Origin of the sequence: Pontibacillus sp. HN14 (genome assembly GCF_021129245.1) — a bacterium.
GTDB lineage: Bacteria > Bacillota > Bacilli > Bacillales > BH030062 > Pontibacillus.
Genome location: NZ_JAJOLR010000004.1, coordinates 202,658 through 227,147, shown reverse-complemented (window position 1 = coordinate 227,147; position 24,490 = coordinate 202,658). Strand labels below are relative to the sequence as shown.

Here is a 24,490-nt window from a genome sequence, read left to right as displayed (position 1 = left end):
TCATGACAAATAAAAACTTAATTTTTATAAAAAAATTTTTTTACGTTCTGTTATTTTTTGATTAATTGCATCATTACACGTGAACAGAATGACCTGTTGATCCTGTGAAATTTGTTGAAGGACCTCTAACATTTCATCCGTTCGTTCGTTATCGAAGTTTACAAAAGCATCATCAATAATGAAAGGTAAAGGATGTTCTTCTTTTATCGTTTGACTTAAGGCTAACCGTAAGGCTACATATAATTGTTCTTTTGTACCTTGAGACAGGGACTCAACAGAGAAACGATACCCATCTTTCCTCTCTACCGTCAGGGCACCTTCTTCCGGCATCCATACACGTAAATATGTACCTCTTGTTAGGATGGAGAAAAAGTGGCCGCAATATTCAATAACAGCTGGCATTCTTTCTTCCTGATACATTTGTTTGGTCCTTTTTAAGAACGTATGGGCTACTTTATAGGTTGCCCACTCTTTCGCTAACTCCCGGCTCTTTTCTTTTCCTAAGGTCACTTCATGTCGTTTCTTTGAATACCGGTCATCTTTTTCAAGATACTGAATCGCTGAACGAAGATCGGCTAATTGCTGGCGCTTTTCTTCGATCTCCTTTTCGACCGCTTCGAGCTCTCCTCTCGCACGCTCGAGAGCTTCTTTCAATGAGGGTTCATCAATCTTCATTGACTTGGCTTCGGATGATGCGTCATTGTCCATATAGATGGTATCAATTTGTTTCTCTACTTGATGAAGTTCTGCCTCTATATTTGCTATCTCGGTTGCCATTTCCCCTTTCTGAAGAAACGACTCCGCTTCTGTGACACATGCTTTATCATACAGCTGTTGCAACTCCCTTTGGATCGGCCCTTGCCTTTGTTCTAGCTGCTCGAGTTGCTTCTGTAGATGGATGGAACGTTCCGTTAACTTAGAACGGTCACGCTTCGACTCTTCTGCCTTTTCAACATAGTCTGCTACGTTATTCCATATGAAACCTATTTCCCCTTCACGTCCTAGTTGTAAACGGTCTGCAAAGAAAAATAATTGATTTTCTAACGTTTTTTGACGGGCCGCGATGGATTCAATTTGTTCTTGCTTTTTCCACCATTCATGTTGTCTGGTCTGGAGGTTTGAGAGTCGCTGGTACACTTTTGGCCAATAGGTTTCGGACACATCACGAAGAAACGGATAGTTCTCCACCTGTTCCTCTATCACTTGCTTGATCCTTTGCTGACGTTGGCCTAGTGTATGAAGCTGTTCTTCTAATTGAATCTCCCTCATCCTTAAGGTTTGCCCCTCTTGCTCATATTTCAGGCGCTCTTGAACAAGGTGATCTTGTTCTTGTAACTGTCTCTCCCATTCTGAAAGGGTAGCAGTAGACACCTCTTCCCCGCGTCTGTCGTTTGTTGGTGATTGAACCGTTGATTGCTTTAATTGATTTACGAGTAAGAGAGTTGCGATTAATAGGATAGCGCTGAAAATAAACCAGATCGGATCAGACAAAATCCATCCACTTATCCCACCTGCAAAGGCAAGGACGATTCCTACAACCGCCATTTGGTTCCCAAGCTTTGATTGTTTCTTAGCAAACTGGTTTCGACTTTTAAGCTCTTCCTCTTCCATCTCTTTCTTCCATACATTCTCCCTGGCATTGCTTACCTTGGCTCGTAACCGGGCTTCTTCCTCTTCTGAAAGCCGTTTATCTCTATGTTCACTCACATAGCGCTGTATGCGTGACTGTTCTTCCTGATTGGCTCGGATTTCTTGGTGCAATCGATCCTTGTCTTCTTCAAGCGACGCTTTTTCCCGGCTCATTTGCTGCCATTCTTCCTCTAAGTAGAAAGGCAAGGAAAGATCTAAGAGCTCTTCAAATGTGAGCTGAATGCCTAATTCATCTAGCTTACGAGATATTTGATCCTGCTCTTGAGTAGATTCAGCTATCAACGTCTCCAAGCGAGCATCATTTCGATCATACTCTGGCTTTCGCTCCATCCACTTCGTTCCCTCATCGACAAGGTCCGCATCATAATCAGGCACGCCCTCCCTCTCAGCTTCAATCTCTTTAAGAGATTGTTGCACGACTTCTCGTTCACTAAGGATGGGCATCTCTTGTTCTTTCCATTTATAATACCGCTCAAGTCCCTGTTCAGGGAACGAAAGATGATCAGGTAACGACGTCCGCTTTTCGGTAAGTTGTTGATAACGGAAAATCAAATGGGCAGCTTGATTGTGTTTTTCCAAACGATCTTTATGAAGCGTACCGGCAGAGCGCTTCTCTTGTAACTGATTCAGTTCATTCGAGGCTTCATCTTCCTCCATTTTTAAATCTGCATATTTCCGTTCTTCTTGTTTTAACTGAGCTTGTGTTCCTTCCATTTCCTTAACTAGGGCAAATTGTTCGTTTAACTCCGGTTTCTTCCCCTGTTTCTTAAACAACCTCTCCATCTCTTTCTCAAGTTTCGATTCCACCTTGTAGATTTGTTCAGAACCGGTCATACCAACCCCAAACAAAACATCTCCAATAGCTTTAGAACCGATTGTATGAATATGTTGGATGTCATGAAGATCAAAGGAGAAGATGGCTTCAAATGTAGGTTGATCGATCCCTTTTAAATAATGCCTCAACCAGTCCTCCTCACGCTCAGTTCCATCGTCAAATAAACATCGCGCTTTTCCACCGTTCTGATTCATTTCACGCTCAACCGTAATCAAACCGTAAGAAGGATCTTCGATGACTAAACGTCCTCCAACCGTTCCTCCCATCTTAGGCACGAATGCTTTCACCTTTTTAGGTGGAAAGTTAAAGAGCATATACATCATAAATTGCCTCAGCGTGGACTTGCCTGCTTCATTTTTTCCATAGAAAACAGTTAAACCATCCTCTCGGAAATCAATCGTCTCCTGCTGCCATTTCCCAAAGCCATATATGAAAGCCTGTTTTAATCTCATTCTGTCCGCTCCTTCTCTAATAAGGATGTGAGCAAATACGTCTCTGCGTCTCGGACGATCTCTTTCTTCTCCTCTTCTGTAAACGATCCTATATACTTGCGACCTTGTTTATGCGAAGTTAATTCGCTCACGATCTGATCCACTTCTTGTTTTTTCGAATCAATGTGACGAATTAAATCAGCAATAAAATGAGACCCTTCTTTCAATTCTTCACGATCCCACGTCGGCTTCGTTTCCGTCACAAGACTTTGAATCCAAATCCAACTGGACTCCTCTTCCTCTGCCTCGTTCCAGATATCAATAAGATCACGGAGCGCCTCTCTTTCCCGCGCCCCTTCCATGTTGGACCCTTCTACAACCACTTTCACCAATACAGGTGCTAATGTATTTCTATTCTTTTCTTTCCAGTGCTCTACTTGTTCATAAAGCTCAATGCTAGAATGGACAGAATCAAACGACACATCCATAAACCGTATGGCACTCGTAGCCAAAAACGTGAGGGTTGTATCCCCCTCTCCTAATTCAATAAGGTAGCAGCCCTTCTCCCCACTCTCATTCTGATGCCGGCCTTGTATGTTTCCTGGGTAAACCACAGGCGGGTCATCCTGCAAGATCTGTCGCTTATGAATATGGCCAAGAGCCCAATAATCAAGACCCACCTCATTTAATTGTCCCAGCCTAAAAGGAGCATAGACATCATGGTCGGTATTTGTCGCAATACTCCCGTGTAACATTCCGATATGGAACACATCTTCTTCCGACCGCTTGTACTCCCCTACCTTCTCTTCATAAACCGCTCTTTCGGGGTAACTAAATCCTTCAATGTTCGCCACGTGTTCTCCATTTTTATAAAAAGGAACGACCGAGACAGATTCCTCTTTAAAAATAGTCACATTCTCCGGGTATTCAACAGGATAGAAGCTTCCCCCTGTATGATCATGATTTCCATGGGAAACAAACACGTTGATTCCTGCTTTATGTAAGGTTTGAAATCCATTCTTTAAACGAATCTGGGCTTTCAAACTTCGTCCATCTTGATCAAATAAATCTCCCACCATTAAAACAAAATCCACTTTGTTCTCAACAGCGTGAGAAATGACCCGTTCAAATGCCTGAAATGTACTTTCTACCACCTCTTGATATAAACGGCCCGCAAGCCCTGATCCGATCCCTTTAAAGGGACTGTCCAAATGGAGGTCTGCACAATGTATGAAACGAAGCGTCGGCTTCATATCTCAAAGCTCCCTTCTTAACCTATTGCTTGTATTTTACCAGAGGAATCCACCGAAAGCACGTTCGCCTTATAATTCATTCGGATCAGGATACGCTATGAAAGGAGGTGATTATAAATGGCAAAGAGAAAGAAGAATCCTTCAGAACGTGGAAAAAGTGCTGCAAGTGTTAAAGGCTCTCCAAACAGCGGACCTGTCGAGCGTTTCCGTGATGAGCCTGATCATCAAACAACGAATATGCAATATAAAAAAGAAAACACAGCCGGGGAATAATCCCAGGCTGTGTTCTGATTATGATTCTTTTTTAGATAATTGAAAGGCACGTTTGAAACTTTTTACTACATTCCCTTTTCCATACATCAACACGCCGCCTCGATAAATTCTTCCTCCAATAACAGCAAGAAGAAGAATGGTCCCAATAAGCAGTCCAATCGAGACCCCTACTTCCCAAAGAGGCACGTCAAGCATCCCTACCCGCAGAAACATTAACATCGGCGCAAAGAACGGAATAAATGAAGTTACTGTAACAAGTGTGGTCTCAGGAGCGTTCAAACCATACATAGCGATCATAAATGCCGCTACGATCAGTAAGATCATTGGAGTAACGACTTGTTGCGCATCCTCTGTACGACTGACAAGAGACCCAAGCATCGCCGCAAGCGTCGCATATAACAAGTATCCTAATAAGAAAAAGATTACAGCATAAACGAGTGTGGTCGCATTCGCATCACCTAATCCGAAATAGGTAAAAATGCCACCTTCTAGTTGATCCATATTCCTAGAGACCGACTGAACCCCTACGAGTAGAATCAAACCGAATTGGGTAATTCCTAACAGCGCAATCCCTATAATTTTTCCAAACATTTGCGTCACAGGGGAGACACTCGAAATTAAAATCTCCATCACTCGAGATGACTTTTCCTGAGCCACTTCTTGCGCAATCATATTTCCATACATAATGACTCCAATATAAAGAAGGAACAGCATGACATATACCAAACCTCGCGCCTCGCTTAGCTCTTCTTGTGTCTTAGCTTTCTTATCGAGGGCGACCTTCTCAAAGGAAACAGGGGCAAAAATTCCATTCACGGTTTGTTGGTCGATCCCCGCTTGTTCAGTCGCAACAGACACCTTCACTTGCTGAAGAGCTTGTTGAAGACGCCCACTAATGGAGCTCTCAGCGATTTGCTCGGTATAGTACGTACCTGTCGGGATCCCTTCACTAGTTTGAAGCATTAACACCCCTTGATACTCTCCATCCTGAACCGCTTGCTTCGCTTCTTCCGCTTCTCCCTGGAAGGATTCAAGTTCGAGTTCAGCTTGCTGGGCATTGACTTGTTCTTCTAAATCTTTAAAGAAAGACCCTTCCTCATCCACCACGGCAATCTTTGGCGCTTTACTTTCACCATCATCAAACGAATCCATTACATTTTGGAAGTTCGTTAAAGCGAAAATTAATAATAGGATAATACCTGTCGTAATGAGAAACGTCTTCGATTTCAGCCGGCTAAGATACGTATGACCGAGAACGATCCAAAACTTATTCATACGAATCCCCCACTTTCTCTATAAAGATATCGTTTAACGATGGTTCTTCAAGGTCAAAGGTGCGGACAAACCCTCGATCTTGAAGGGCACGAAACACTCGTCCGGCAGCTTCTTCATCTTCAACTTGAAGTTCACATCCCTCTCCTACAGCTCTGTAGGACACTACGCCTGATAGGTCTCGAAGGTACGATACATCAAAGTCCGCATGTACCACAACGTTCTTCTTTCCAAATGACCGTTTTATCTCTTTTAATCCACCGTGAACAACGGGCTTCCCCTTATGTAGAATACATAAGTGCTCACAAAGTTCTTCCACATGCTCCATACGGTGCGAGGAAAATACAATCGAGGTCCCGCTTTCTTTCAAGTTCACTACCGCTTGTTTCAACTGTTCCACATTAACCGGGTCAAGCCCAGAAAATGGTTCATCCAATATGAGCAGTTTTGGCTTATGAATAACGGCTGAGATAAATTGAATCTTTTGCTGATTTCCTTTTGATAATTCCTCTATCTTTTTGTTCTTGTATTCTGGCACATGAAAACGTTCCAACCACTCATCTAACTCTCGTATGACTTCCTGCTTGGTCATACCTCTTAATTTCCCTAAGTAAATGAGTTGATCTTTAACGGTTAATTTTGGATATAACCCTCGTTCTTCGGGTAAATACCCTATGAGGTGGCTTTTGCTATAGTCAATCGCTTCCCCGTTCCATTCGATTGACCCTTGGCTTGCATCTAATAAACCCAGGATCATTCGGAATGTTGTCGTTTTGCCCGCTCCATTTGCACCTAAAAAACCAAAGATCTGACTTTCCGGTATGGTTAATGACAAATGATCGACCGCTGTGTGAGACCCAAAGCGCTTTGTTACTTCATTTAATGTTAACGTCATACAACTTCTCCCCCTTCTCATTTATAAATACGTGTCATCAGATCAGAAGTTTCATTTTTTATGAAGGAGGAGAAACAGCTACTACTTTCGAATATGTAAGAAGAAGAGAAAGAGGAGGAATTGATTATGGAAGCTTATATTTTAACAGTCTTTGCTCCAGACGGAACTCAATTATTAGAAGAGTCCTTTGAAGCTCAAGACGACCAAGATGCTAAGAAAATTGGCCAGAATCTACTCGCAGATAACGGGTACGACGAACACACTCACCGCTGCGTGTCCCCTGATGGCCGTATGGTGTTATTCCATCGCTAAACTAAAATGCGCCTGCCTGGATTTCAATCATTCCAGACAGGCGCTTTCTTTCCTTATTCTCCTTTAAACACAGGTGAACGCTTTTCCATAAAAGCGGCTACCGCTTCTTTATGGTCTTCTGTGTGACGAAGTTCAAATTGATGAAGGCGCTCCTGGTCCATTAAATGCTTCAATCGTTGGACAGACTGCCCGTGATACACGCGCTTCGAACGAATCATAGCTTGTAAAGGCCTGCGGCTCCAGTAAGCGGCCAGGTTCTCTGCACGTTCTTCTACTTCCGTTTCGCACACTTCATCGACAAGACCTTCTGTAAGAGCTTCTTCTCCGGACAAAGCTTTCCCGTCCCAGGCAAACAACTTAGCCCGCTGAGTGCCTAGTCGTTCCTGAAGCCAAAAATGACCGCCCCCATCAGGCAACAGGCCTACCCCAATAAAATTCATAGATAGGCTTGCTTCTTTATGAGCCACTACATAATCACAAGCTAGCGCAAGGCTAAGCCCTAAACCTACAGCAGGGCCATGAACAGCAGAGATCACTAATTTCTTCATAAGGAATAAGCGCATCATAATTTCTTCGATATCATCCATCACTTCTTCATAAGCCTGTTTATCCCGCGTTCCCTGCATCATCGCTAAATCTCCACCAGCACAAAACCCCTTCCCCGCTCCAGAAAGGATCACAATCAGGTCCTGATTGTCTTCAATGGTTTGCAAGTGATGCTTTAGTTCCCTAAGACTGTCCTGATTTAACGCATTCATTTTATCTGGTCGATTCAATTGCAGATGCGTAATGCCATTCGATCGGTCTATCGTATAATAACTCATAAAACTCCCCCATTCGTTTAATAAAGTCAAATTCCGCTACAATCGTACCAACAACATTCGAGGAACTTCCTAAAAAATCCTGCTTTTTTGGGGGAGATAATTAAGTTAAAAGGGTTCGTTGATATGTCTTTACACGCGCCTTGTAACAACTCGCTTGCATGTTTTACGTCACACTACAACTTTAAAACATAAAAAAACCCGCTAACCTAATAGGCTAGCGGGTTTTAAAGTCTTATTGTTGTTCGCCTTCTCCAGCACCGTAAAGGTCTTCAAGAGGCTTCGTGATGATGCGACTAACATCGTTAATCACTTGGTTTAAGCGTTGTTCTTGTTCCATAAGTTTAGAAATTTGAGGGTGCTGTTGAACTGTCTCAACTACTTTACGAGCTTGTTCAACTTCTTCCTCAGAGATTTCTTGACCTTGCATTTGTTTCTGCTGAAGTTCAATCTGAGTGTTACGGAAGTTATCGAACATTTGCTTCGCTGCTTCGTCAGACATTACTGCGTTGTATGCTTCTTGTAATTGTGTGAATTCTTCACTGTTGCGTAGAGCTGTTTCTAGCTCATAAGCGTGATCATAGATATTAGCCATGTATATGCCTCCTACAAGTGTTTTTCTTTTTCATTCCTTACCACTATAACAAACGAGACTAGCTGTGTATAGGAATTCCCATTAATCATCCTATTAAAAGAATAATTCCCGCCTGAATAAGGCCAATCAGCCCTCCAAGTAGCGCCCCTAAATAGGTAATCATTTTAAATTCTCGTTTTGATATGCCTAATACAATTTCCTCTAAACGCTCCACAGGGAAAGACTCTACTTCTTTACGAACCACTTCTGATAAGTGAAGGGTTTCCATAATAGAAGGAAGTCTCGTTGAAAGCGCATCTCCCACTTTGTGAACGAGTTGGGGCACGAGGGTTTGAATGATGTATGGTTGGACATTTTCTGTGTGCTCACGAATCGAACGCTCAAGCCATACGTTTGTAGGAATGGCTTTGACGATTTCTTCACTCACTTTTTCAGGAATGCCATCTAATCCAAGTTTCTCTTCATAGACAGAAAATGGCCTTTCCATCCACTTATCCCATTCCGTATGAAGCACTTCTTTCAACCAATAATGAGCATCCTCAGAGTTTAAGAAATCAGAAACAGCAGGCTGCACTTTATCGGCAAGCCCCTGGTTCCCCATAAAGGATGAAATCATATTGCCAAGGAAGCCTTGTCCTTCAAGATAATCTTCAATAATTACACCGATCTTTGCTTTTCCTTCTTCACTTGAAATGAAAGAATCGATTTGATTTAAGATGTATTCACTGGCCTTACCGACTTGGGCTTTCCCTTTATAAAAGGCTTGGTCCCCAATTAATTCTCGAACTGATTTCTCTCTTCGATCCTTCATATAAGCCGCTACCTTATCTTCAGTAAAACCTTTTAGCTTACTTTCAATGACTTGCTGACTGACCGGGATCTGAAAATCATCCATCACTTGTTGCAAGGAACGTTCACTAGAAAGAAAAGTCGACGCTTCTTTCTGGGCATAATCCACAACTTGTTGCTGAAAGGATTCATCAGCTAGCTTTCTTTGAATACCCTCAGGTGTTAACAAGTGATCAGTTACCATTTTTCCCAGTTGTTCAGCCAGTTCATCATGACGTTTAGGAATCAAACCAGGTGTAAACGGAATACGTTTGTTCAGGAAATATTTCGGTTTAAAAGGACGAAATAGCATACGGATCGCAAGGGAGTTCGTCATCCCACCAATTAAGGCTCCTATTGCGATCATCATTAGGATCATTATAAATGTATTCATGAGATCTACCTTTCTTCTTCCATCTATTCACTAAAAGTATAGTATACCCAAATCAAAAAGGTAAGAAAAGCCTTCGCATGAAATGTTTTCTTCGCTCATAAAATGAATTAGAAACGGGGAGCTAGGAGGCCAGAGAACATGGAATCATATCATTTTTATGTTAAAACGTACACAAGTCAAAAAATGAGGATTATTGTACCTAAAGAAGTGTACCCTGCCTTTCATCACGTCAAAACCATCTGGTGCGGAGTGGAATCAAAAGAGATTGAAGTCATGACCCACCAGAAAGATGAAGATACGCTTTATCTTTCATCTCAATTGCATACAGAACTGAAGTTACCAAACCTTACAACCGTGTCTTGTTCCGTAGATGAGGAGCGCCTACTACTTCAGCCTCTTCTTGGTATTTTTACAGCAGGCTTTACCGACAATGCGACGTCCCCCATCGGAGACCGGACATCCATCTTTGAAGCGATGGCTCTAACTGGACAATCCTATGGTTTTGAAACCATCGTATTTGGCTACCAACACGTTAACACAGAGAACGAAACCATTGATGGTTATGTCTTTCATAATGGTGCTTGGGAGCGCCAGACCTATCCTATTCCTTACGTCATCTATGACCGCATTCCGAATCGTAAAATTGAGCACCATCCTCTCGTTATTCAGACAAGAAAAAAACTACAGCAAAAGACCATCTGGTTTAATTCTGGATTTTTTAACAAATGGAGAATCTATGACAAACTAAAGCGGACGTACCAAGTTTCCCATTTCCTCCCATCCACAACTCTGCACCCATCGCCTGAGCGTGTTCTTGAAATGCTCCAACATGAGAAGAAGCTATATATTAAACCGATACATGGCAGTAAGGGTACAGGCATTAAGCGGTGTCGTTTACGCGAAGAAACCGGTGAAATCGAATGTCAGTACTACGAAGGGGAAAAGCTTGTCCACCAACGTTACCAGGACGGTCAAAACATGCTCAAGCAACAGTTTCCAAATGGGTTATATGGATATATTGTACAGCCAGAAATTGACCTTAAAACGAAACGCTCTACCCCTATGGATTACAGGGTCCACACGAACAAAAATGAAAAAAACGAATGGGTCGTAACAGCTATATGCACAAAGTTCGCTGGAAAAGGCAGCCTTACCACTCATGTAAGACGAGGCGGCTCCCTTCATACGTTAGATGAATTGTTTGACGACCGGGAGAGTCAACGGGTCTATACCCAACTCGAACGCTCCGCTTTAGAGATAAGCCAAGTACTCGATCGTACGCTAAAAGGCCCTCTTGGCGAAATCGGCTTTGACTTCGGCATCGATCAAGAAGGTCAGGTATGGATGTTTGAAGCCAACTCAAAGCCCGGATATGTCCTATACGACCACCCAACCTTTCAGCGAGAACAAAACGTCATCCTATCCTACCCATACCGATACGCCAAATACCTATACCACCAACGCCAACCATAACCCGTGCCAGACACCCTTTCACACACTAAAGCATCGATGCGTGCCAGACACGCGTCGATGCTTTAAATGAATGCAGTGTGTCAGACACCCGTTATCGCTTTAAAGGAGTAAAGTTATCGGAGTCGTCCATAAATGGTGGAAAATCGAGTAGCATGTTCCATTTCATCAGTCATAGCTATGAATAGAGGTTCATAGGCATATTGCACGGGTATACGAAGAATCATATCTCTATATAAATCACTTGCTTCTAGTTCATCCTTCAGTGCTTCTACTACTCCGTCTTCAAAGGATTCATAATCTCTTCGCTTCATCGGATGTTCATAATAGTGACCTGTTAGTTGATAATACAGCTTCTGAAAGCTGTGATAGTGTTTTTCTTCATCCTCTGCTGCATGCTCGATAAACTCCTTAAATAAGGGGTTAGGGGTATCTTCCATTAATCGTTTATAGAAATCATTAGCTGTCCACTCCGCTTCAATGGCAGCCTCTAAATTGTTCAAAAAAGCAGATTGTGTCACGGTATTCCACCTCTCCTTCTACTACTAAATGTATGACAGAAGAAAAGGGCTATGCATAGCGCATCTCTAACATCGGAAAACTAATTCTGAAAGGAGATGATCTTAAGTGGCAGACCCAAAAAACGAACGCGAACGAGACAGCCGTGAACATTATGAAGTTGATGTGGATCGGATGATTAATGAAGGTATGGCTGGTGGTACGGTTAATTCAAGATACAATCGCGCTCAGATCGAGGAAGCACGCGAATTACCAAAGCAACATGAAGCCTATCCTCATGAAACAGAACATCAAAAGCACAAATAAAAAAAAGGCGATCCTCTCTCGGATCGCCTTTCTCTCATCTTTTGTTTAACGACTTTTTACAATCATCTGCACGGCTTCTTGAATCAGTTCGTCAGCCGGCTCCCCATTTTCCTGAGACTCTCGCAGGCACGTCTCTAAGTTCTTTGCTACAATATAGCCAATCGAACGGTCGATTGCGGAACGTGCAGCAGATAATTGTGTGATTACGTCTTTACACTCTTTATCTTCTTCCATCATCTTAAGAACACCACGAACTTGTCCTTCAATACGTTTTAAGCGATTTTTCATATCTTGCGTATATTGGTTCATGTCTTGGACTTCTTGATTTGCCATCATTTCTTCCCCCTTCCGAATTTTTATCTATAAATAAGCCAATTTGTTTAGTACCCTTATAAGTATATTATACAATACCATCGCTTGGAAAAAAAGCGATAGCCTGTCTACTTATTAATCCTATTGGTATAATAGGGTTAATAACAGTAAAAGACCTTGTTAAAGTTGGTTGTTGATTTTTAACACGTGACATATAAGTCCCTAATATGGAGCACCTGAAAGTGAGAATGTTTCCGTTAGCGTTAGTCTGAGCGTAAGGTGGTTCCCTTAAAAGCCTCCTCGTTCGCTTGCGCTCTCTGGAGGGTCTCGCGCCGTCTCATCATAATTAGATAAGGGGTGTCTGGGGAACGGGGAGACTCCTGCGGGAGAAAGAGGTCGACGAGACCCCGGACTGAACGAAGTGAGGGAGGAGGCTCGACAGCTCGCCCGCGGAAAGCGAGCCGATCCCAAGACACCCCAAGCACCAGCGAACGAAGACGGCCAATCTATACCTGAATGTCACAGCTTCAGGTATTGAACAAGCCTATAAATAGCAACACTAAACTATAACAGAGCCAATGGTAAAAAACTATAATAGAAGAAAGAGGGATTCTAATGTTCGAACAGATCCAAGCCATCTTTCCACAAGCTATTACGTTAACGACACACATGAATGATGATTGGAATCGGTACCACTGGTTTAAGACTCCTGAAGATGAGATGATCGGTATCCCTAAGAACACGATCACTAAGAATGAACAGGAGTTATTAAATACGTTTCTTACCCCTTTTATTGAGCAACAGCCAACACGGACGACTAGAGAACAGCTCTGGCAAAGATGGATGCAAAATGAAGAAGTGCCAAATGAGCACACACCATTTCCCCATTCCTTTCGCTTGGTCTTCTTTTCATTAGCCAACCAAGACATTGAGCCCGAAGTATTTCACGAAGCCATTCAAGGTCTCTTCCCGTATCCAATGCCAATCATCTGGAATCATCAGCATGAGGGCATTATTGTGGAGGAGCAATTTGAACACGCAAGAGAACCAATCGAATATGAGCAAATGATTGATGTATTGATGAGCGACTTTTATACTAAACTCACGCTTTACATTACCCCTTACTACGAATCAAAGAACGATATTCAACATGCTCACACATGGGGAACGACTCTATTTCATAAGATGCTTCGCTACCATCCAAAGCCCGTTACAACCTATCAGGATGCGATTACCTATTTGTACTTAGATGGCCTGAGCCAGCAAGATGCCGAAAACATAACGTATACATTGCTTCACCCAGTCATCGACGAACCCGATCTATTACATACAATTCAAATCTTCCTTGAATCAAATTCAAACACCACTTTAGCCGCTAAAAAATTATATATGCACCGAAACAGCCTGCAATATCGGGTGGACAAGTTTATTGAGAAGACAGGGATAGATGTAAAGCAGTTTCAAGGCGCACTCATCACCTATTTGGCCATTATGAATCTTCATCATAAGGACTAGCTTTTAGGTAAAGTGCACAAACACCTATACGATCTTTGTGCACTTCTTCCATTTACCATTTTCTAAAAATTATCTACACTTAAGTCAGTTAATAAAACGCTTTCATAAATAGGGGGAAGAACAATGGCTGAGTTAAAATTAGATGGCATCCAAAAAGTTTATGATAATAAAGTAACAGCAGTAGACAATTTCAATCTCGATATTAAAGATAAAGAATTTATCGTATTTGTAGGTCCTTCCGGTTGTGGTAAATCAACAACACTTCGTATGATTGCAGGACTTGAAGAAATTTCTGGCGGAGACTTTATGATTGATGATAAGCGCATGAACGATGTAGCACCAAAAGATCGTGATATTGCAATGGTGTTCCAGAACTATGCTCTTTACCCACATATGAACGTATATGATAACATGGCTTTCGGCTTAAAACTTCGTAAGTTCAAGAAAGATGAAATCGATCGCCGTGTGCAGGATGCAGCTAAAATTCTAGGCCTTGAAGGATACTTAGATCGTAAACCAAAAGCCCTTTCAGGTGGACAACGTCAGCGTGTAGCCCTAGGCCGTGCGATCGTACGTGATGCTAAGGTATTCTTAATGGATGAACCTTTATCAAACCTTGATGCAAAACTACGTGTTCAAATGCGCGCAGAAATTCAAAAGCTTCACCAACGCCTTCAAACGACTACGATTTACGTTACACACGACCAAACAGAGGCGATGACAATGGCAACACGCCTTGTCGTTATGAAAGACGGATTCATCCAGCAAGTCGGCCGTCCAAAAGATGTTTACGATGAGCCAGAAAACGTATTCGTAGGAGGATTCATCGGTTCACCGGCCATGAACTTCTTACACGGCACGCTAAAAGATGGCGACTTCTACATTGATGACTACCGCATCAAAGTCCCTGAAGGAAAGATGAAAATTCTTCGCGAACGTGGTTATATCGACCAAGAACTGATCCTTGGAATCCGCCCTGAAGATATCCATGACGAGCCTGTATTCATCGAATCGAGCCAAGATACAAAGATCAATGCAACGATCGATGTAGCTGAGCTAATGGGTTCTGAATCCTACTTATATTCTTCCGTAAAAGGTCAGGAATTCATCGCCCGCGTCGACTCCCGTTCTGATATTAACGGAGGTCAAAAAATTGACCTTGCCCTAGACATGAACAAAGCTCACTTCTTTGACAAAGAGACTGAAAATCGCATTCGATAAACAATATAATACGAAAGGCTGCCCCATTTATTTGAGGCAGCCTTTTTAAGTTTTGTAGCGACTTTTACTCCTGTGTTCCTGGCACTTCAGCACGGCATCCGGACGCTTTCTCGCCATGTCCCGACTCTTTACACCGTGGTCCTGACTCTCCAGCACGGCATCCGGACGCTTTTTCCCCTCGTCCCGACTCTTTCCATCATGGTCCTGACTCTCCAGCACGGCATCCGGACACTTTTTCCCCTCGTCCCGACTCTTTCCATCATGGTCCTGGCACTTCAGCACAGCGTCCGGACACTTTCTCCCCTCGTCCCGACTCTTTACACCGTGGTCCTGACTCTCCAGCACGGCATCCGGACACTTTTTCGCCTCGTCCTGACTCTTTACACACAAAAAAAGTGAGCTTTTTCAAAAGCCCACCCCTTTAACCTCTATTTACCGCTCCTCTTCCTGCACCACAAACTCATTCGTCGTTTCGCACTGAGAGCAGTAAAGCACATGAAGGCAAGTATGCTCATCTGTTGAATGCTTTAATCCATCTACTAACTTTAGTCCCTCATCCTCTAAATAAGGACTATACTCATCCAAATAATCCACCAATCTCCCCCGGTCCCTCATCTCCCCTTCACACTCCGGACAAGAAGTAGCAAGTACCTCAAATCCATTACAAGCTGGACAAATGAACATCTTTTCACCTTCTTTATCTCAATAATAAAGCAATAGACATCCCTGATACATTCCATGGGACCGCCCCCCCCCTTTAATGATGGGGCTTGCTCGGGGACTGCGAAGACCCCCGCTGGGAAAGGAGCCTAGGGGAGACCCCACAGAGAGCGATAGCGAACGAGGAGGCTTCCCAGCTCCCAGCAGGAAAGCGAGCTGTCCCCGAGCAAGCCCAACCACTTATCAACGTTAACGGTCCCTTCTCAGCTACAGAGCTGTATTACCATAAAAAGAGGGATGGTTTCCCATCCCTCTTAAGCCATAGTATGAAGTTGTTATTGTTGTTGAGAACCACCATACTGCTGTTCAGCCATTTGAACTAAGCGCTTAGTGATCTCTCCTCCAACTGATCCATTCTGACGGGAAGTGGAGTCTGGACCAAGTTGAACGCCAAATTCTTGTGCAATTTCAGTTTTCATTTGGTCTAAAGCTTGTTGTACACCTGGTACTACTAATTCATTTGAGTTGTTGTAAGCCATGATGTTTTCACCTCCTGTGATAACTATTGTGACCCTTATAAGGAAAACTATGAACAGAATGCTTTGGTAATTTTCACTAAAAGTGTTGGAGATAATTACCTCTCATAAGTCCTATTATTTTTCACACAATAGGATTACACAGAAACACAAACCTCAACTTTTCAAGCAGGGGCTTTCGGCTCTGGTAAACAACCCAGAGGAGCCCACCAATACATGATAAAGAGGTGAATCCACATGGCTAACAACAACTCTAACGAACTTGTAGTACCTGGTGTACAACAAGCACTTGACCAAATGAAGTATGAGATTGCTCAAGAGTTCGGCGTAAACTTAGGCCCAGACTCTACAGCTCGTCAAAACGGTTCTGTAGGCGGAGAAATCACTAAACGTCTTGTACAAATGGCTGAGCAACAGTACGGTGGAAAATAATTTAATACGATTGGAAAAAGCCCTCGAGTAACTCGAGGGCTCCTTTGTGTGTGTTTATTGGGTAGGCTGTGTCATTGCTTTTGGATCAATGTATTCGTCTACTTGTTCTGCTGTAAGAATTCCAGTATCAACAGCCGCTTCTTTTAGCGTTTGATCATGCTCAAAAGCATGCTTTGCAATCTTAGCTGCTTTCTCATAGCCGATGTGTGGATTTAACGCTGTAACGAGCATAAGAGAATCTTTCAAATATTGATTGATCTTCTCTTGGTTTGGTTCTAAACCTTCTACACAACGCTCATTAAATGATTCCATACTGTCCGCTAGAAGCTGACATGATTGAAGGAAGTTGTATGCAATTACCGGTTTAAAGACATTCAGCTCGAAGTTTCCTTGGCTTGCAGCAATACCAATCGTTGCATCATTCCCCATAACTTGTGTTGCGACCATTGTAACGGCTTCACTTTGAGTCGGATTTACTTTCCCTGGCATAATTGAGCTTCCTGGCTCATTAGCAGGAATAGTAATCTCACCAATTCCGCAACGAGGACCACTTGCTAACCAACGAACATCATTCGCGATCTTCATCATATCTGCTGCTAACGCTTTCAAAGCTCCGTGGGTGTGGACGAGCTCATCATGACTCGTTAGCGCATGAAATTTATTTGGTGCAGAAACAAACGTCTCAGAAGTGAATTCACTAATGGCTTTACAAACTTTATCAGAGAAATCTACGTGAGCATTTAAACCTGTTCCAACTGCCGTTCCACCAATTGCTAGTTCGCGAACGTAAGTCAGGCTATCCTCAAGCATCTTTTCGGTCTTTTCAAGCATACGGTGCCATCCTGAAATCTCTTGGCCGAGCGTTAATGGTGTGGCATCCTGCAGATGCGTTCGACCAATCTTCACGATTTCGTTATAAGCTTCCATTTTCTCTTTTAACGTTTTCTTTAATGTTGCCAACGCAGGTAATACAGCTTCTTTTACTTTCAGTACAGAAGCAACGTGCATAGCTGTTGGGTATGTATCGTTTGAACTTTGCGATTTATTCACATCATCATTTGGGTGAAGACGTGCTTCATGGCCGTGTTCTTGTAGCCATTCGTTCCCTACGTATGCCATCACTTCATTTACATTCATATTAGATTGCGTTCCGCTTCCTGTCTGCCATACGACAAGAGGGAAATGCTCTTCTAGCTCTTCATTTGTTATGCGATCTGCTGCATGAGCAATCGCATCTGCTTTTTCTTTCTCAAGAAGCCCTAGTTCGTAGTTCGCCTGAGCCGCACTTTTCTTCAGAATCGCGAACGCATGAATAACCTCTTTTGGCATTCTTTCGTTTCCAATCGGAAAGTTTTCTTTGCTTCGCTGTGTTTGGGCACCCCAATATTTATCAGATGGTACTTTAATTTCGCCTAACGTATCCTTTTCAATACGATAATCCATCGTGATCCTCCCTTTCTCACACTCCATGTTTATACCACAGATCTTAATCAATAAAACCTGCTTATAGAGAAAAATACTCTATCCCTTATTCATTCTCCACCCGTATCAAAATTCCTTCCTTTGTTCACAGAAACCATAAGACACACCTCCACCTATGCCTTATAATGGAAACAAAGTATAAAGGAGGGAGTATTTTGCCGAATATATGGACACATATTTTGTTTGCTGAAGATATTATGGACGGAATAAAAGCTCAAGGTGAGTTTCAAACAACAGGCAATTACGTCAATTTAGGAGCACAGGGCCCAGACCCATTCTTTTATCATAATTTTTGGCCGTGGAAAAAAGACGAGTCCATCAATAAAATTGGAAATGTGCTTCATCATGAGGCATGCGGTCCGTTTCTTATCGACCTTATTGCAGGTGCGTCTGAGTTAAATCAATCGACCAAAGCCTATGTACTTGGATTTGTTACTCATCATATTTTAGACCGAAACACACACCCCTTCATCCATTATTTCGCAGGGTATGAAAAGAATAAACATCAGAAGCTCGAAGTGATCATAGATACCATTATGATGGAACGTTTTCGACATTTGAAGACATGGAAAACGCCTGTATACCGTGAGATTGATGTCGGTCCGGCTCTTGATGTGGAACTCACAGCTTTTCTGACCCAAAAGATCAGTTTTTTCTTCCCCCAGGTCGTCAGTTCCATTCCTGCTGACTTTGTCCATGCAGCGTATCAAGATATGAAACGCGCGTTCCGTGTTTTGTATGATCCCTACGGATGGAAAAATGCCCTTCTGGGTCAACTAGTGTCTTCGTTTTCACACCAGCCAATCGCTTCTAATAAGGACTTCTTGAACACAGAACACCGAACCTGGTATCATTCTGCGACAAATGAGCCGCGTAGTGAAAGTTTCTTGGATTTATACGAGGAAGCACGGCGTGAAGGGTTAGAAATTTGTTCTGAAATCCTCTTATACTGGGAGGAACCCACCGACGAAGGTCTAGAAAAGATTTCTTCCCTTATTCAGAACATTTCTTATGACACAGGTAAACCAGTAAGCGAAAATGCCGTCAATCAATACAGCAATCCTATCGTCTGAATCACGACGTAAAAACGGGACAACCCTTTAGAAGGTCGTCCCGTTTCTTCATTAAACATGTACATCTACCTTATCCTTCTGAATCGTATTCTGACGAGCTTCTTCCATCCCTTTTGAAATATCCACCTTCTGAAGTAAAATCAAACCGACTACAAAGAAAATAACCAAGCTAAAGATCCCAAGCTTACTTGATCCGGTGATTGCCCCGACAAATCCGAACAAGGCAGGGCCGATAATAGCTGAGAACTTAGCCGAAATTCCGTAAAAACCAAAGAATTCCGCGTGTCGGTCATCAGGAACTAAACGACCAAAAATCGATCGACTGAGTGATTGTGCTCCTCCTTGTACGACCCCAACACAAATCGCGAGCGCATAGAAATGGGCGGCAGAACTCATAAAATAACCAAGAATTACGATTCCTATATAGACAACGAGCGTGACAGTCAGAGCTCGCTTTGCAGTAATTTTTGTGGCTAACCATCCAAAGAAAAAGGTACAAGGAATGCCCACAAACTGTGTAATGAGAAGTGCGGCAATAAGGTGTGATGATCCGATTCCGATTTCACTACCGTAAATCGTAGCCATTTTAATTATCGTAGAAATGCCATCGTTATAGAGCCAAAAAGCAAGTAAGAAGATCAGTAGTTGTTTGTATTGATTGATTTCGCGAAATGTATGAGCAACGCGGGAAAAACCAATGCGGGCATAGGATTTGGTCCGTTCCACCTGCCCCTCTCTTTTCTCTTCCTTCACATTTTTGAATAGAGGAATGGAAAAGACAAACCACCAAATTCCAACCGTTACAAAAGAAATTTTTGTTCCCATCTCTGTAGAGGAGAAGCCAAACCATTCATACTTCTGAATCATCAGTAAGTTAATGGCTAACAACAGACCTCCACCAATATATCCAAAGGCAAATCCTCTAGAGGATACCCGGTCCATGTCTGTTCCTTTTGAAATTTCAGGCAAGAAAGCATCGTAAAAGACGTTCGCACCTGAAAAACCAATCGTTCCAATTATTAAAAGAAAAGAGGCAAACAGATATTCACCACTATCTACGAACGCGAGCAAAACACTCGCAATCATCCCCATATAAGCGAAAAAGCGTAAAAATTTCTTTTTGGCAGCAGAATAATCACTAATCGCTCCTAAAATGGGTGCCAGAATAGCTACGATTAGAACCGCAATCGATTGGGAATATCCCCAGTAGCTTGTTGCTTGCTGATCCGGTAAAGTTGAAGCAGCGACCTGCTGATAAAAAATTGGTAGAACCGCCGCCATGATCGTTGTAGCAAATGCAGAATTAGCCCAGTCATAGAGCGCCCAGCTTCGAACGAGTTTTCGATTCATCTTTGCCCCCACGCTTTCGTCATAGGATAGTTTAAGACAAGCTTAGCAGAAATCTTTTAAAGAAAACGCTTTATTTTCTAAATTTTAACACAAAATTAATACATCCTGAGGTGATTATTTTGAAAATCGCAGTATTCGGAGGGACCGGACGCGTAGGCTCCGCACTCATTCAAATGGCCATCGAACAAGGCCACACCGTACAAGCACTCGTACGTAACAAAGAAAAGGCTCAAGAACAGATCCCTGAAGCCACCCATATAAAAGGTGACGCAACCAATCTAAGTGACATATCCGCAACCATTGAAGGGTGCGATCTGGTCTTTTCAAGCCTTGGAACGGACAAAACCACTACCCTAACCGAAAGCACGCCTAAGATCATACAAGCAATGAAAGAAGCTGGCACGACCCGTATTGTAACAATCGGTACGGCAGGGATTCTCAACAGTCGTTATGAAGAGGGAAAGTATCGTTTTCAATCCTCTGAATCCAAAAGAACCAAGACATTCGCGGCAGAAGAACACCTTAAGAGCTACCTTGAATTAGCCTCATCCACGTTAAACTGGACAGTCATCTGCCCTACTTATTTACCTGATGGAGAAGAAGAAGGCAATATCCGATATGAGGTCAACTACCTGCCTGAAGATGGCAAGAAAATATCAACCCAAGACACCGCCCGCTTTGCCCTTGAGGTATTAGAAAACAACACCTTCCACCATTCCCGGTTAGGAATCTGCTACTAAACACAGCGGAGATGCTTTAGTGTGGATAGCGCCGCCTGCGTTTGATGAGTGCTTGGGCTTGCTCGGGGACAACTCGCTTTCCTGCGGGGAGCTGGGAAGCCTCCTCGTTCGCATTCGCTCTCTGTGGGTCTCCCCTACGCTCCTCACCCCGCGGGAGTCTCGCAGTCACCGAGCAAGCCCTGCCATAATGAAGTTTAACGGCTGCGGGATTAGTAGGGCCTGTCTTTACCGTGATTGCACGTTTCCGTTCCTCCTAATATGGCAAAGGTGGGCCTGGAAACTGCGAGACTCCCATGGGCAGAAGAGCCTAGGTGAGACCCCGGAGGCCGGCTTGCCGGGTGAGGAGACTCACCAGCTCCCCACAGGAAAGCGAGTGGTTTCCAGGCCCACCTTCCACTACATAAAAGCTAACGGAAACATCCTCTCTCAAAAAAGCAGGGAGCCCACTTTCGTGGGCTCCCTGCTTTTTGCGTTAAGGGACCAGGTTATAATATTCTTCAAGCGTAGCATTTTGGTTATAGACTTTTGTAGCGACGTCTTTCCCAACATATCGCAGGTGCCATGGTTCATACTCATAGCCTGTAATATCCGATTTCCCCTCCGGATACCGAATAACAAACCCGTAGTTATGTGCATTCTCAGCAAGCCATTCTCCTTCTTTCATATCTCCAAGATCCTGACTTAATTGGAAGGATAACTTGGCTACCGTTACATCCATGGCAAGTCCTGTTTGGTGCTCGCTATGGCCCGGAACGGCAGAGAATTGTCTGGCATGTTCTTCCCCGTGTTGCTGGACGTTACTTGCGAATATCGCGTCTTGCCTATCGTAAGAACGGTAACCTGAAGCAGCTACCAGGTCAATGCCTGCTTGGTCTGCTCCTTTAAACAATTCTTCGAGTGCACGGGCAGCGACTTCGCGCATTTGCTTTTTCTCATGGAACTCATCAAAGTAAAATGGCACTTCAGGAACGGTTAGATTAGGAGGGGTATAGCCATCCGGAAGCTTTCGTTGTTTATTGACAACGACCTCTGTACTCGTTGGCTCCTCCACCACCATTGCCGTCGAATCATCAGACGGTTGTTGGGACGGTTTTTCTTTTTCCCCATTTTTGTCATCAGATGGTGAAGAGTCTGATTTCTCTCCATCATTTTGTTCAGTTTGGTCTTCCTCAGGTTCTTGATCGGCTTTATCTTGCTCCTCTGCCGATTCATCTTTAGCGGGTTTTTCTTTTTCTGTGATTGTCGTATTTTTTGAAGCATTCTCTTTTGCTGGTTGGGATTCATTTGTTTCCGATTGACAAGCCGTCAACGCAAACACACCAATCATCCCGATTAGAAGCATTCTCCTCATGATGTATATCCTTTCTATTTCAAACTACTTTACAATATAACACGTTTTAGAAAAAGATGACAAAAGATATAAAGCGTCCTCATGCTTACCATTACACGTCCTATCATTTGTGAAAACGTTAACAAAAGCGACACAACTCCCACGTTGTTTCTTACAGAATGGTGATATAATAAAGGTGTAAAGAAAAACAAAAACACATAAACAACTTAGGTGGCTCAACCATAGCGAGTTCGTTTCCAAGCGAACAAGAAATAAGAATGGGAAAGGGAACACACCTCCTGTGAAAAAGGAATAACCAGTAGCCCTTTAAACCATGAAGCCCTCAGTGAAATTGGAGTGTGCGACTTACTTTTTAGACGATGACCCATAAGGAAATGTACCATCCACTCCTTATCCGGTAGCCTAAACCTCGTGTCACTCTCTAGAAAGTTGAGCGTTCCTCATCTGTAAAACGTGTGACGTCAGTTTTACACATGGAATGCAGGTTGTCGGAGGAAACGGATCTTGAAGAAGAATCCTTTCAAGTACGGCATCAGAAGCAACAAAGTAAGATCAAGGATGATTCTTACATGGTTGGGTCCCCTAAGTTGTTTAGCCCCTTCTAGCGAATACCAGACTTGTGGTATTCGTTTTTTCTTGTCCGCTCCGAACTATTTTTCCTCCTCATCTGTTTTGGGGTACGGTTTAGACAGGTGGTTCACCTCCTCTTCTAGGTGTTCTAATTTCTTCTCATGTCTTACTAACAAAAAGATGGTAACAGCTATGGGAAAACCAAAGTTCCCCATAGCCTGCATGAACGTATAATAATCCATAAATCGGTCTCCCTTCTTATCTTGAGTTTTATGCCCTCGCTAGCCGTTCTTTCTACTGATCCATCTACCACTGAGGTACAGGGGAAAGACGATCTTCCCTACCATCATTCACACTTCCCCTGGTTATTTAATTCTTCCAGTCCAGGGACATCCTCCAATGAAGAGTTCCTTATATAATGAAGAATGTGTAGTTTCAATTCTTGTTCTAAATCTTCTCGATTCTCTCTTGTGGTTCGACGCAAGGAAGATTTTAGTTTGGGATCAAATGTTTCAACGATCTTTCCCTCTGTGCCATAACCTTTTTGGGCTTCTCTTACCAAATCATATAAAACTGCCATAAGCTCACTCCTTCTGTTTCGTTAATGCATTTTTTAATTTCATAAGAGCCTTTTTCCGCAATTTAGATACAGCCTGTTGAGATGTATGTGTATGGTTAGCTATTTCGCTATCCTTCATCTGGTGTACATAAGTCATATCCAGCACCCCCCTTTGCTTGTCCGATAACCTCAGATAGGCTCGTAGCAAATCATCATCTTCTATACACTCCTCCAAGGTGCGCGGTGTTTCGGTATAAAGAGATCCCTGGTCATAAAGCTGATCCTTAAACGTTTCCCCTTCTTCATCCCCCACTGACTGATCTAGTGTTAACCTATTCCTTTCAGCGAACTGCCTCACCTTTTTATCAAAATTAACACTGTGAAAATAGAGCGATGTATTTAAGTAAGAGGTGAAACGTATCCCAAAGTAATAGGCTTTAAAAGCTTTATCTAAATGATCCATTCTCTCTTGAGTAGGCGAAGATAGATAGTCTTCTATCAATTCCTGATGCTCAGGTTTATGCAGAAACGTCTCAACAGCGGGATTACCCTTTAAATTTGGAAACTTCTCAAAAAACCTTTCTTCGAAACTCCTCATCATTGCCCCCTCCAAACAAGAACATATGTTCGGTTTTTATTTAAAAAAAGAAGCAAAATGAGAACAGCGTCTCTATTTTTGCTTAATCTATTACTTTATAAAGAAGCTTTTTAGAAGGGAATTACAACCGATCCTGCTTAAATCGTTCATTTGTACTATATATTACATCACAGGCACAACTGGAATAAAGAGGTGAAGGACCTAATTTTTTCTTATTTCAGAATATACAACTCAAAA

The 24,490-nt window shown here is 42.9% G+C and carries 27 protein-coding genes; 9 read left to right on the top strand and 18 right to left on the bottom strand.

What is annotated here, in order from left to right; translation table 11 throughout:
- Positions 1-24: 24 nt before the first annotated feature.
- Both LQ226_RS14530 and LQ226_RS14525 read right to left on the bottom strand, forming a co-directional pair.
- Positions 25-2,937, bottom strand: a complete 2,913-nt coding sequence (locus tag LQ226_RS14530) for an ATP-binding protein (protein ID WP_231418678.1) — start codon at positions 2,935-2,937, stop codon at positions 25-27.
- On the bottom strand, positions 2,934-4,169 hold the full coding sequence (locus LQ226_RS14525) for a metallophosphoesterase family protein (protein WP_231418677.1): 1,236 nt from the start codon (positions 4,167-4,169) through the stop codon (positions 2,934-2,936). Before LQ226_RS14525 ends, LQ226_RS14530 begins: the two co-directional genes overlap by 4 nt.
- Before the next feature lie 117 nt (positions 4,170-4,286).
- Here LQ226_RS14525 and LQ226_RS14520 point away from each other — a divergent pair, with 117 nt between their 5' ends.
- Positions 4,287-4,442: a YuzL family protein gene (locus tag LQ226_RS14520; protein WP_231418676.1), complete on the top strand. Its 156-nt coding sequence runs from the start codon at positions 4,287-4,289 to the stop codon at positions 4,440-4,442.
- Between the two features lie 18 nt (positions 4,443-4,460).
- On the opposite strand, the gene LQ226_RS14515 is transcribed toward LQ226_RS14520, so the two are convergent.
- Together LQ226_RS14515 and LQ226_RS14510 are read right to left on the bottom strand one after the other, a co-directional pair.
- Positions 4,461-5,717 carry an ABC transporter permease gene (locus LQ226_RS14515; protein WP_231418675.1) on the bottom strand — a complete coding sequence of 419 codons (1,257 nt, stop codon included), beginning with the start codon at positions 5,715-5,717 and terminating at the stop codon, positions 4,461-4,463.
- The gene (locus tag LQ226_RS14510) at positions 5,710-6,609 is read right to left on the bottom strand and encodes an ABC transporter ATP-binding protein (protein ID WP_231418674.1); all 900 of its coding nucleotides are present in this window, start codon (positions 6,607-6,609) and stop codon (positions 5,710-5,712) included. The genes LQ226_RS14515 and LQ226_RS14510 overlap by 8 nt, the downstream gene beginning before the upstream one ends.
- A 126-nt stretch (positions 6,610-6,735) precedes the next feature.
- Between LQ226_RS14510 and LQ226_RS14505 the strand changes: the two genes are divergently transcribed.
- Entirely contained in the window at positions 6,736-6,921 is a 186-nt protein-coding gene (locus LQ226_RS14505; protein WP_231418673.1) for a YhzD family protein, read from the top strand.
- A gap of 53 nt (positions 6,922-6,974) precedes the next feature.
- Here LQ226_RS14505 and LQ226_RS14500 read toward each other — a convergent pair whose 3' ends face one another.
- From LQ226_RS14500 to LQ226_RS14490, 3 genes are all read right to left on the bottom strand, one after another.
- Positions 6,975-7,745 (bottom strand): enoyl-CoA hydratase, encoded by a 771-nt coding sequence (locus tag LQ226_RS14500; protein WP_231418672.1) that lies wholly within the window; start codon positions 7,743-7,745, stop codon positions 6,975-6,977.
- Positions 7,746-7,977: 232 nt separating this feature from the next.
- Complete coding sequence (locus tag LQ226_RS14495; RefSeq protein WP_231418671.1) at positions 7,978-8,337, bottom strand: YlbF/YmcA family competence regulator; 360 nt, start codon at positions 8,335-8,337, stop codon at positions 7,978-7,980.
- A gap of 85 nt (positions 8,338-8,422) precedes the next feature.
- Positions 8,423-9,559 carry a DUF445 domain-containing protein gene (locus LQ226_RS14490; protein WP_231418670.1) on the bottom strand — a complete coding sequence of 379 codons (1,137 nt, stop codon included), beginning with the start codon at positions 9,557-9,559 and terminating at the stop codon, positions 8,423-8,425.
- Between the two features lie 138 nt (positions 9,560-9,697).
- Here LQ226_RS14490 and LQ226_RS14485 point away from each other — a divergent pair, with 138 nt between their 5' ends.
- Complete coding sequence (locus tag LQ226_RS14485; protein ID WP_231418669.1) at positions 9,698-11,032, top strand: YheC/YheD family endospore coat-associated protein; 1,335 nt, start codon at positions 9,698-9,700, stop codon at positions 11,030-11,032.
- A 113-nt stretch (positions 11,033-11,145) separates the two neighbouring features.
- On the opposite strand, the gene LQ226_RS14480 is transcribed toward LQ226_RS14485, so the two are convergent.
- Positions 11,146-11,550, bottom strand: coding sequence for a ferritin-like domain-containing protein (locus LQ226_RS14480; RefSeq protein WP_231418668.1), 405 nt, complete (start codon positions 11,548-11,550; stop codon positions 11,146-11,148).
- A gap of 106 nt (positions 11,551-11,656) precedes the next feature.
- On the opposite strand from LQ226_RS14480, the gene LQ226_RS14475 reads away from it, so the two are divergent.
- Entirely contained in the window at positions 11,657-11,854 is a 198-nt protein-coding gene (locus tag LQ226_RS14475) for a hypothetical protein (protein WP_231418667.1), read from the top strand.
- Between the two features lie 45 nt (positions 11,855-11,899).
- On the opposite strand, the gene LQ226_RS14470 is transcribed toward LQ226_RS14475, so the two are convergent.
- Positions 11,900-12,190 (bottom strand): metal-sensitive transcriptional regulator, encoded by a 291-nt coding sequence (locus LQ226_RS14470; protein WP_231418666.1) that lies wholly within the window; start codon positions 12,188-12,190, stop codon positions 11,900-11,902.
- A gap of 591 nt (positions 12,191-12,781) precedes the next feature.
- Between LQ226_RS14470 and LQ226_RS14465 the strand changes: the two genes are divergently transcribed.
- Together LQ226_RS14465 and LQ226_RS14460 are read left to right on the top strand one after the other, a co-directional pair.
- Positions 12,782-13,681, top strand: coding sequence for a PucR family transcriptional regulator (locus LQ226_RS14465; RefSeq protein ID WP_231418665.1), 900 nt, complete (start codon positions 12,782-12,784; stop codon positions 13,679-13,681).
- Between the two features lie 123 nt (positions 13,682-13,804).
- On the top strand, positions 13,805-14,902 hold the full coding sequence (locus tag LQ226_RS14460; RefSeq protein ID WP_231418664.1) for an ABC transporter ATP-binding protein: 1,098 nt from the start codon (positions 13,805-13,807) through the stop codon (positions 14,900-14,902).
- Positions 14,903-14,947: 45 nt separating this feature from the next.
- On the opposite strand, the gene LQ226_RS14455 is transcribed toward LQ226_RS14460, so the two are convergent.
- From LQ226_RS14455 to LQ226_RS14445, 3 genes are all read right to left on the bottom strand, one after another.
- On the bottom strand, positions 14,948-15,184 hold the full coding sequence (locus tag LQ226_RS14455) for a hypothetical protein (RefSeq protein ID WP_231418663.1): 237 nt from the start codon (positions 15,182-15,184) through the stop codon (positions 14,948-14,950).
- A 150-nt stretch (positions 15,185-15,334) separates the two neighbouring features.
- Positions 15,335-15,586, bottom strand: coding sequence for a hypothetical protein (locus LQ226_RS14450; protein ID WP_231418662.1), 252 nt, complete (start codon positions 15,584-15,586; stop codon positions 15,335-15,337).
- 311 nt (positions 15,587-15,897) lie between these two features.
- Positions 15,898-16,101 (bottom strand): alpha/beta-type small acid-soluble spore protein, encoded by a 204-nt coding sequence (locus tag LQ226_RS14445; RefSeq protein WP_036786801.1) that lies wholly within the window; start codon positions 16,099-16,101, stop codon positions 15,898-15,900.
- A gap of 234 nt (positions 16,102-16,335) precedes the next feature.
- Here LQ226_RS14445 and LQ226_RS14440 point away from each other — a divergent pair, with 234 nt between their 5' ends.
- Positions 16,336-16,530, top strand: coding sequence for an alpha/beta-type small acid-soluble spore protein (locus LQ226_RS14440; protein WP_231418661.1), 195 nt, complete (start codon positions 16,336-16,338; stop codon positions 16,528-16,530).
- A 54-nt stretch (positions 16,531-16,584) separates the two neighbouring features.
- On the opposite strand, the gene fumC is transcribed toward LQ226_RS14440, so the two are convergent.
- Positions 16,585-17,973 (bottom strand): class II fumarate hydratase, encoded by a 1,389-nt coding sequence (gene fumC / locus LQ226_RS14435; protein ID WP_231418660.1) that lies wholly within the window; start codon positions 17,971-17,973, stop codon positions 16,585-16,587.
- Positions 17,974-18,167: 194 nt separating this feature from the next.
- On the opposite strand from fumC, the gene LQ226_RS14430 reads away from it, so the two are divergent.
- Complete coding sequence (locus LQ226_RS14430) at positions 18,168-19,085, top strand: zinc dependent phospholipase C family protein (RefSeq protein ID WP_231418659.1); 918 nt, start codon at positions 18,168-18,170, stop codon at positions 19,083-19,085.
- 51 nt (positions 19,086-19,136) lie between these two features.
- Here LQ226_RS14430 and LQ226_RS14425 read toward each other — a convergent pair whose 3' ends face one another.
- Complete coding sequence (locus tag LQ226_RS14425; protein ID WP_231418658.1) at positions 19,137-20,435, bottom strand: MFS transporter; 1,299 nt, start codon at positions 20,433-20,435, stop codon at positions 19,137-19,139.
- A 119-nt stretch (positions 20,436-20,554) separates the two neighbouring features.
- Between LQ226_RS14425 and LQ226_RS14420 the strand changes: the two genes are divergently transcribed.
- Positions 20,555-21,175, top strand: a complete 621-nt coding sequence (locus LQ226_RS14420) for an NAD(P)-dependent oxidoreductase (protein WP_231418657.1) — start codon at positions 20,555-20,557, stop codon at positions 21,173-21,175.
- 472 nt (positions 21,176-21,647) lie between these two features.
- On the opposite strand, the gene LQ226_RS14415 is transcribed toward LQ226_RS14420, so the two are convergent.
- The 4 genes from LQ226_RS14415 to LQ226_RS14400 form a co-directional block, all read right to left on the bottom strand.
- Positions 21,648-22,526: a M15 family metallopeptidase gene (locus LQ226_RS14415; RefSeq protein ID WP_231418656.1), complete on the bottom strand. Its 879-nt coding sequence runs from the start codon at positions 22,524-22,526 to the stop codon at positions 21,648-21,650.
- A gap of 650 nt (positions 22,527-23,176) precedes the next feature.
- Positions 23,177-23,338, bottom strand: coding sequence for a YvrJ family protein (locus LQ226_RS14410; protein ID WP_231418655.1), 162 nt, complete (start codon positions 23,336-23,338; stop codon positions 23,177-23,179).
- A gap of 104 nt (positions 23,339-23,442) precedes the next feature.
- Positions 23,443-23,676, bottom strand: a complete 234-nt coding sequence (locus LQ226_RS14405; protein ID WP_231418654.1) for a hypothetical protein — start codon at positions 23,674-23,676, stop codon at positions 23,443-23,445.
- Positions 23,677-23,680: 4 nt separating this feature from the next.
- The gene (locus LQ226_RS14400; protein WP_231418653.1) at positions 23,681-24,256 is read right to left on the bottom strand and encodes a sigma-70 family RNA polymerase sigma factor; all 576 of its coding nucleotides are present in this window, start codon (positions 24,254-24,256) and stop codon (positions 23,681-23,683) included.
- Positions 24,257-24,490 lie beyond the last annotated feature (234 nt).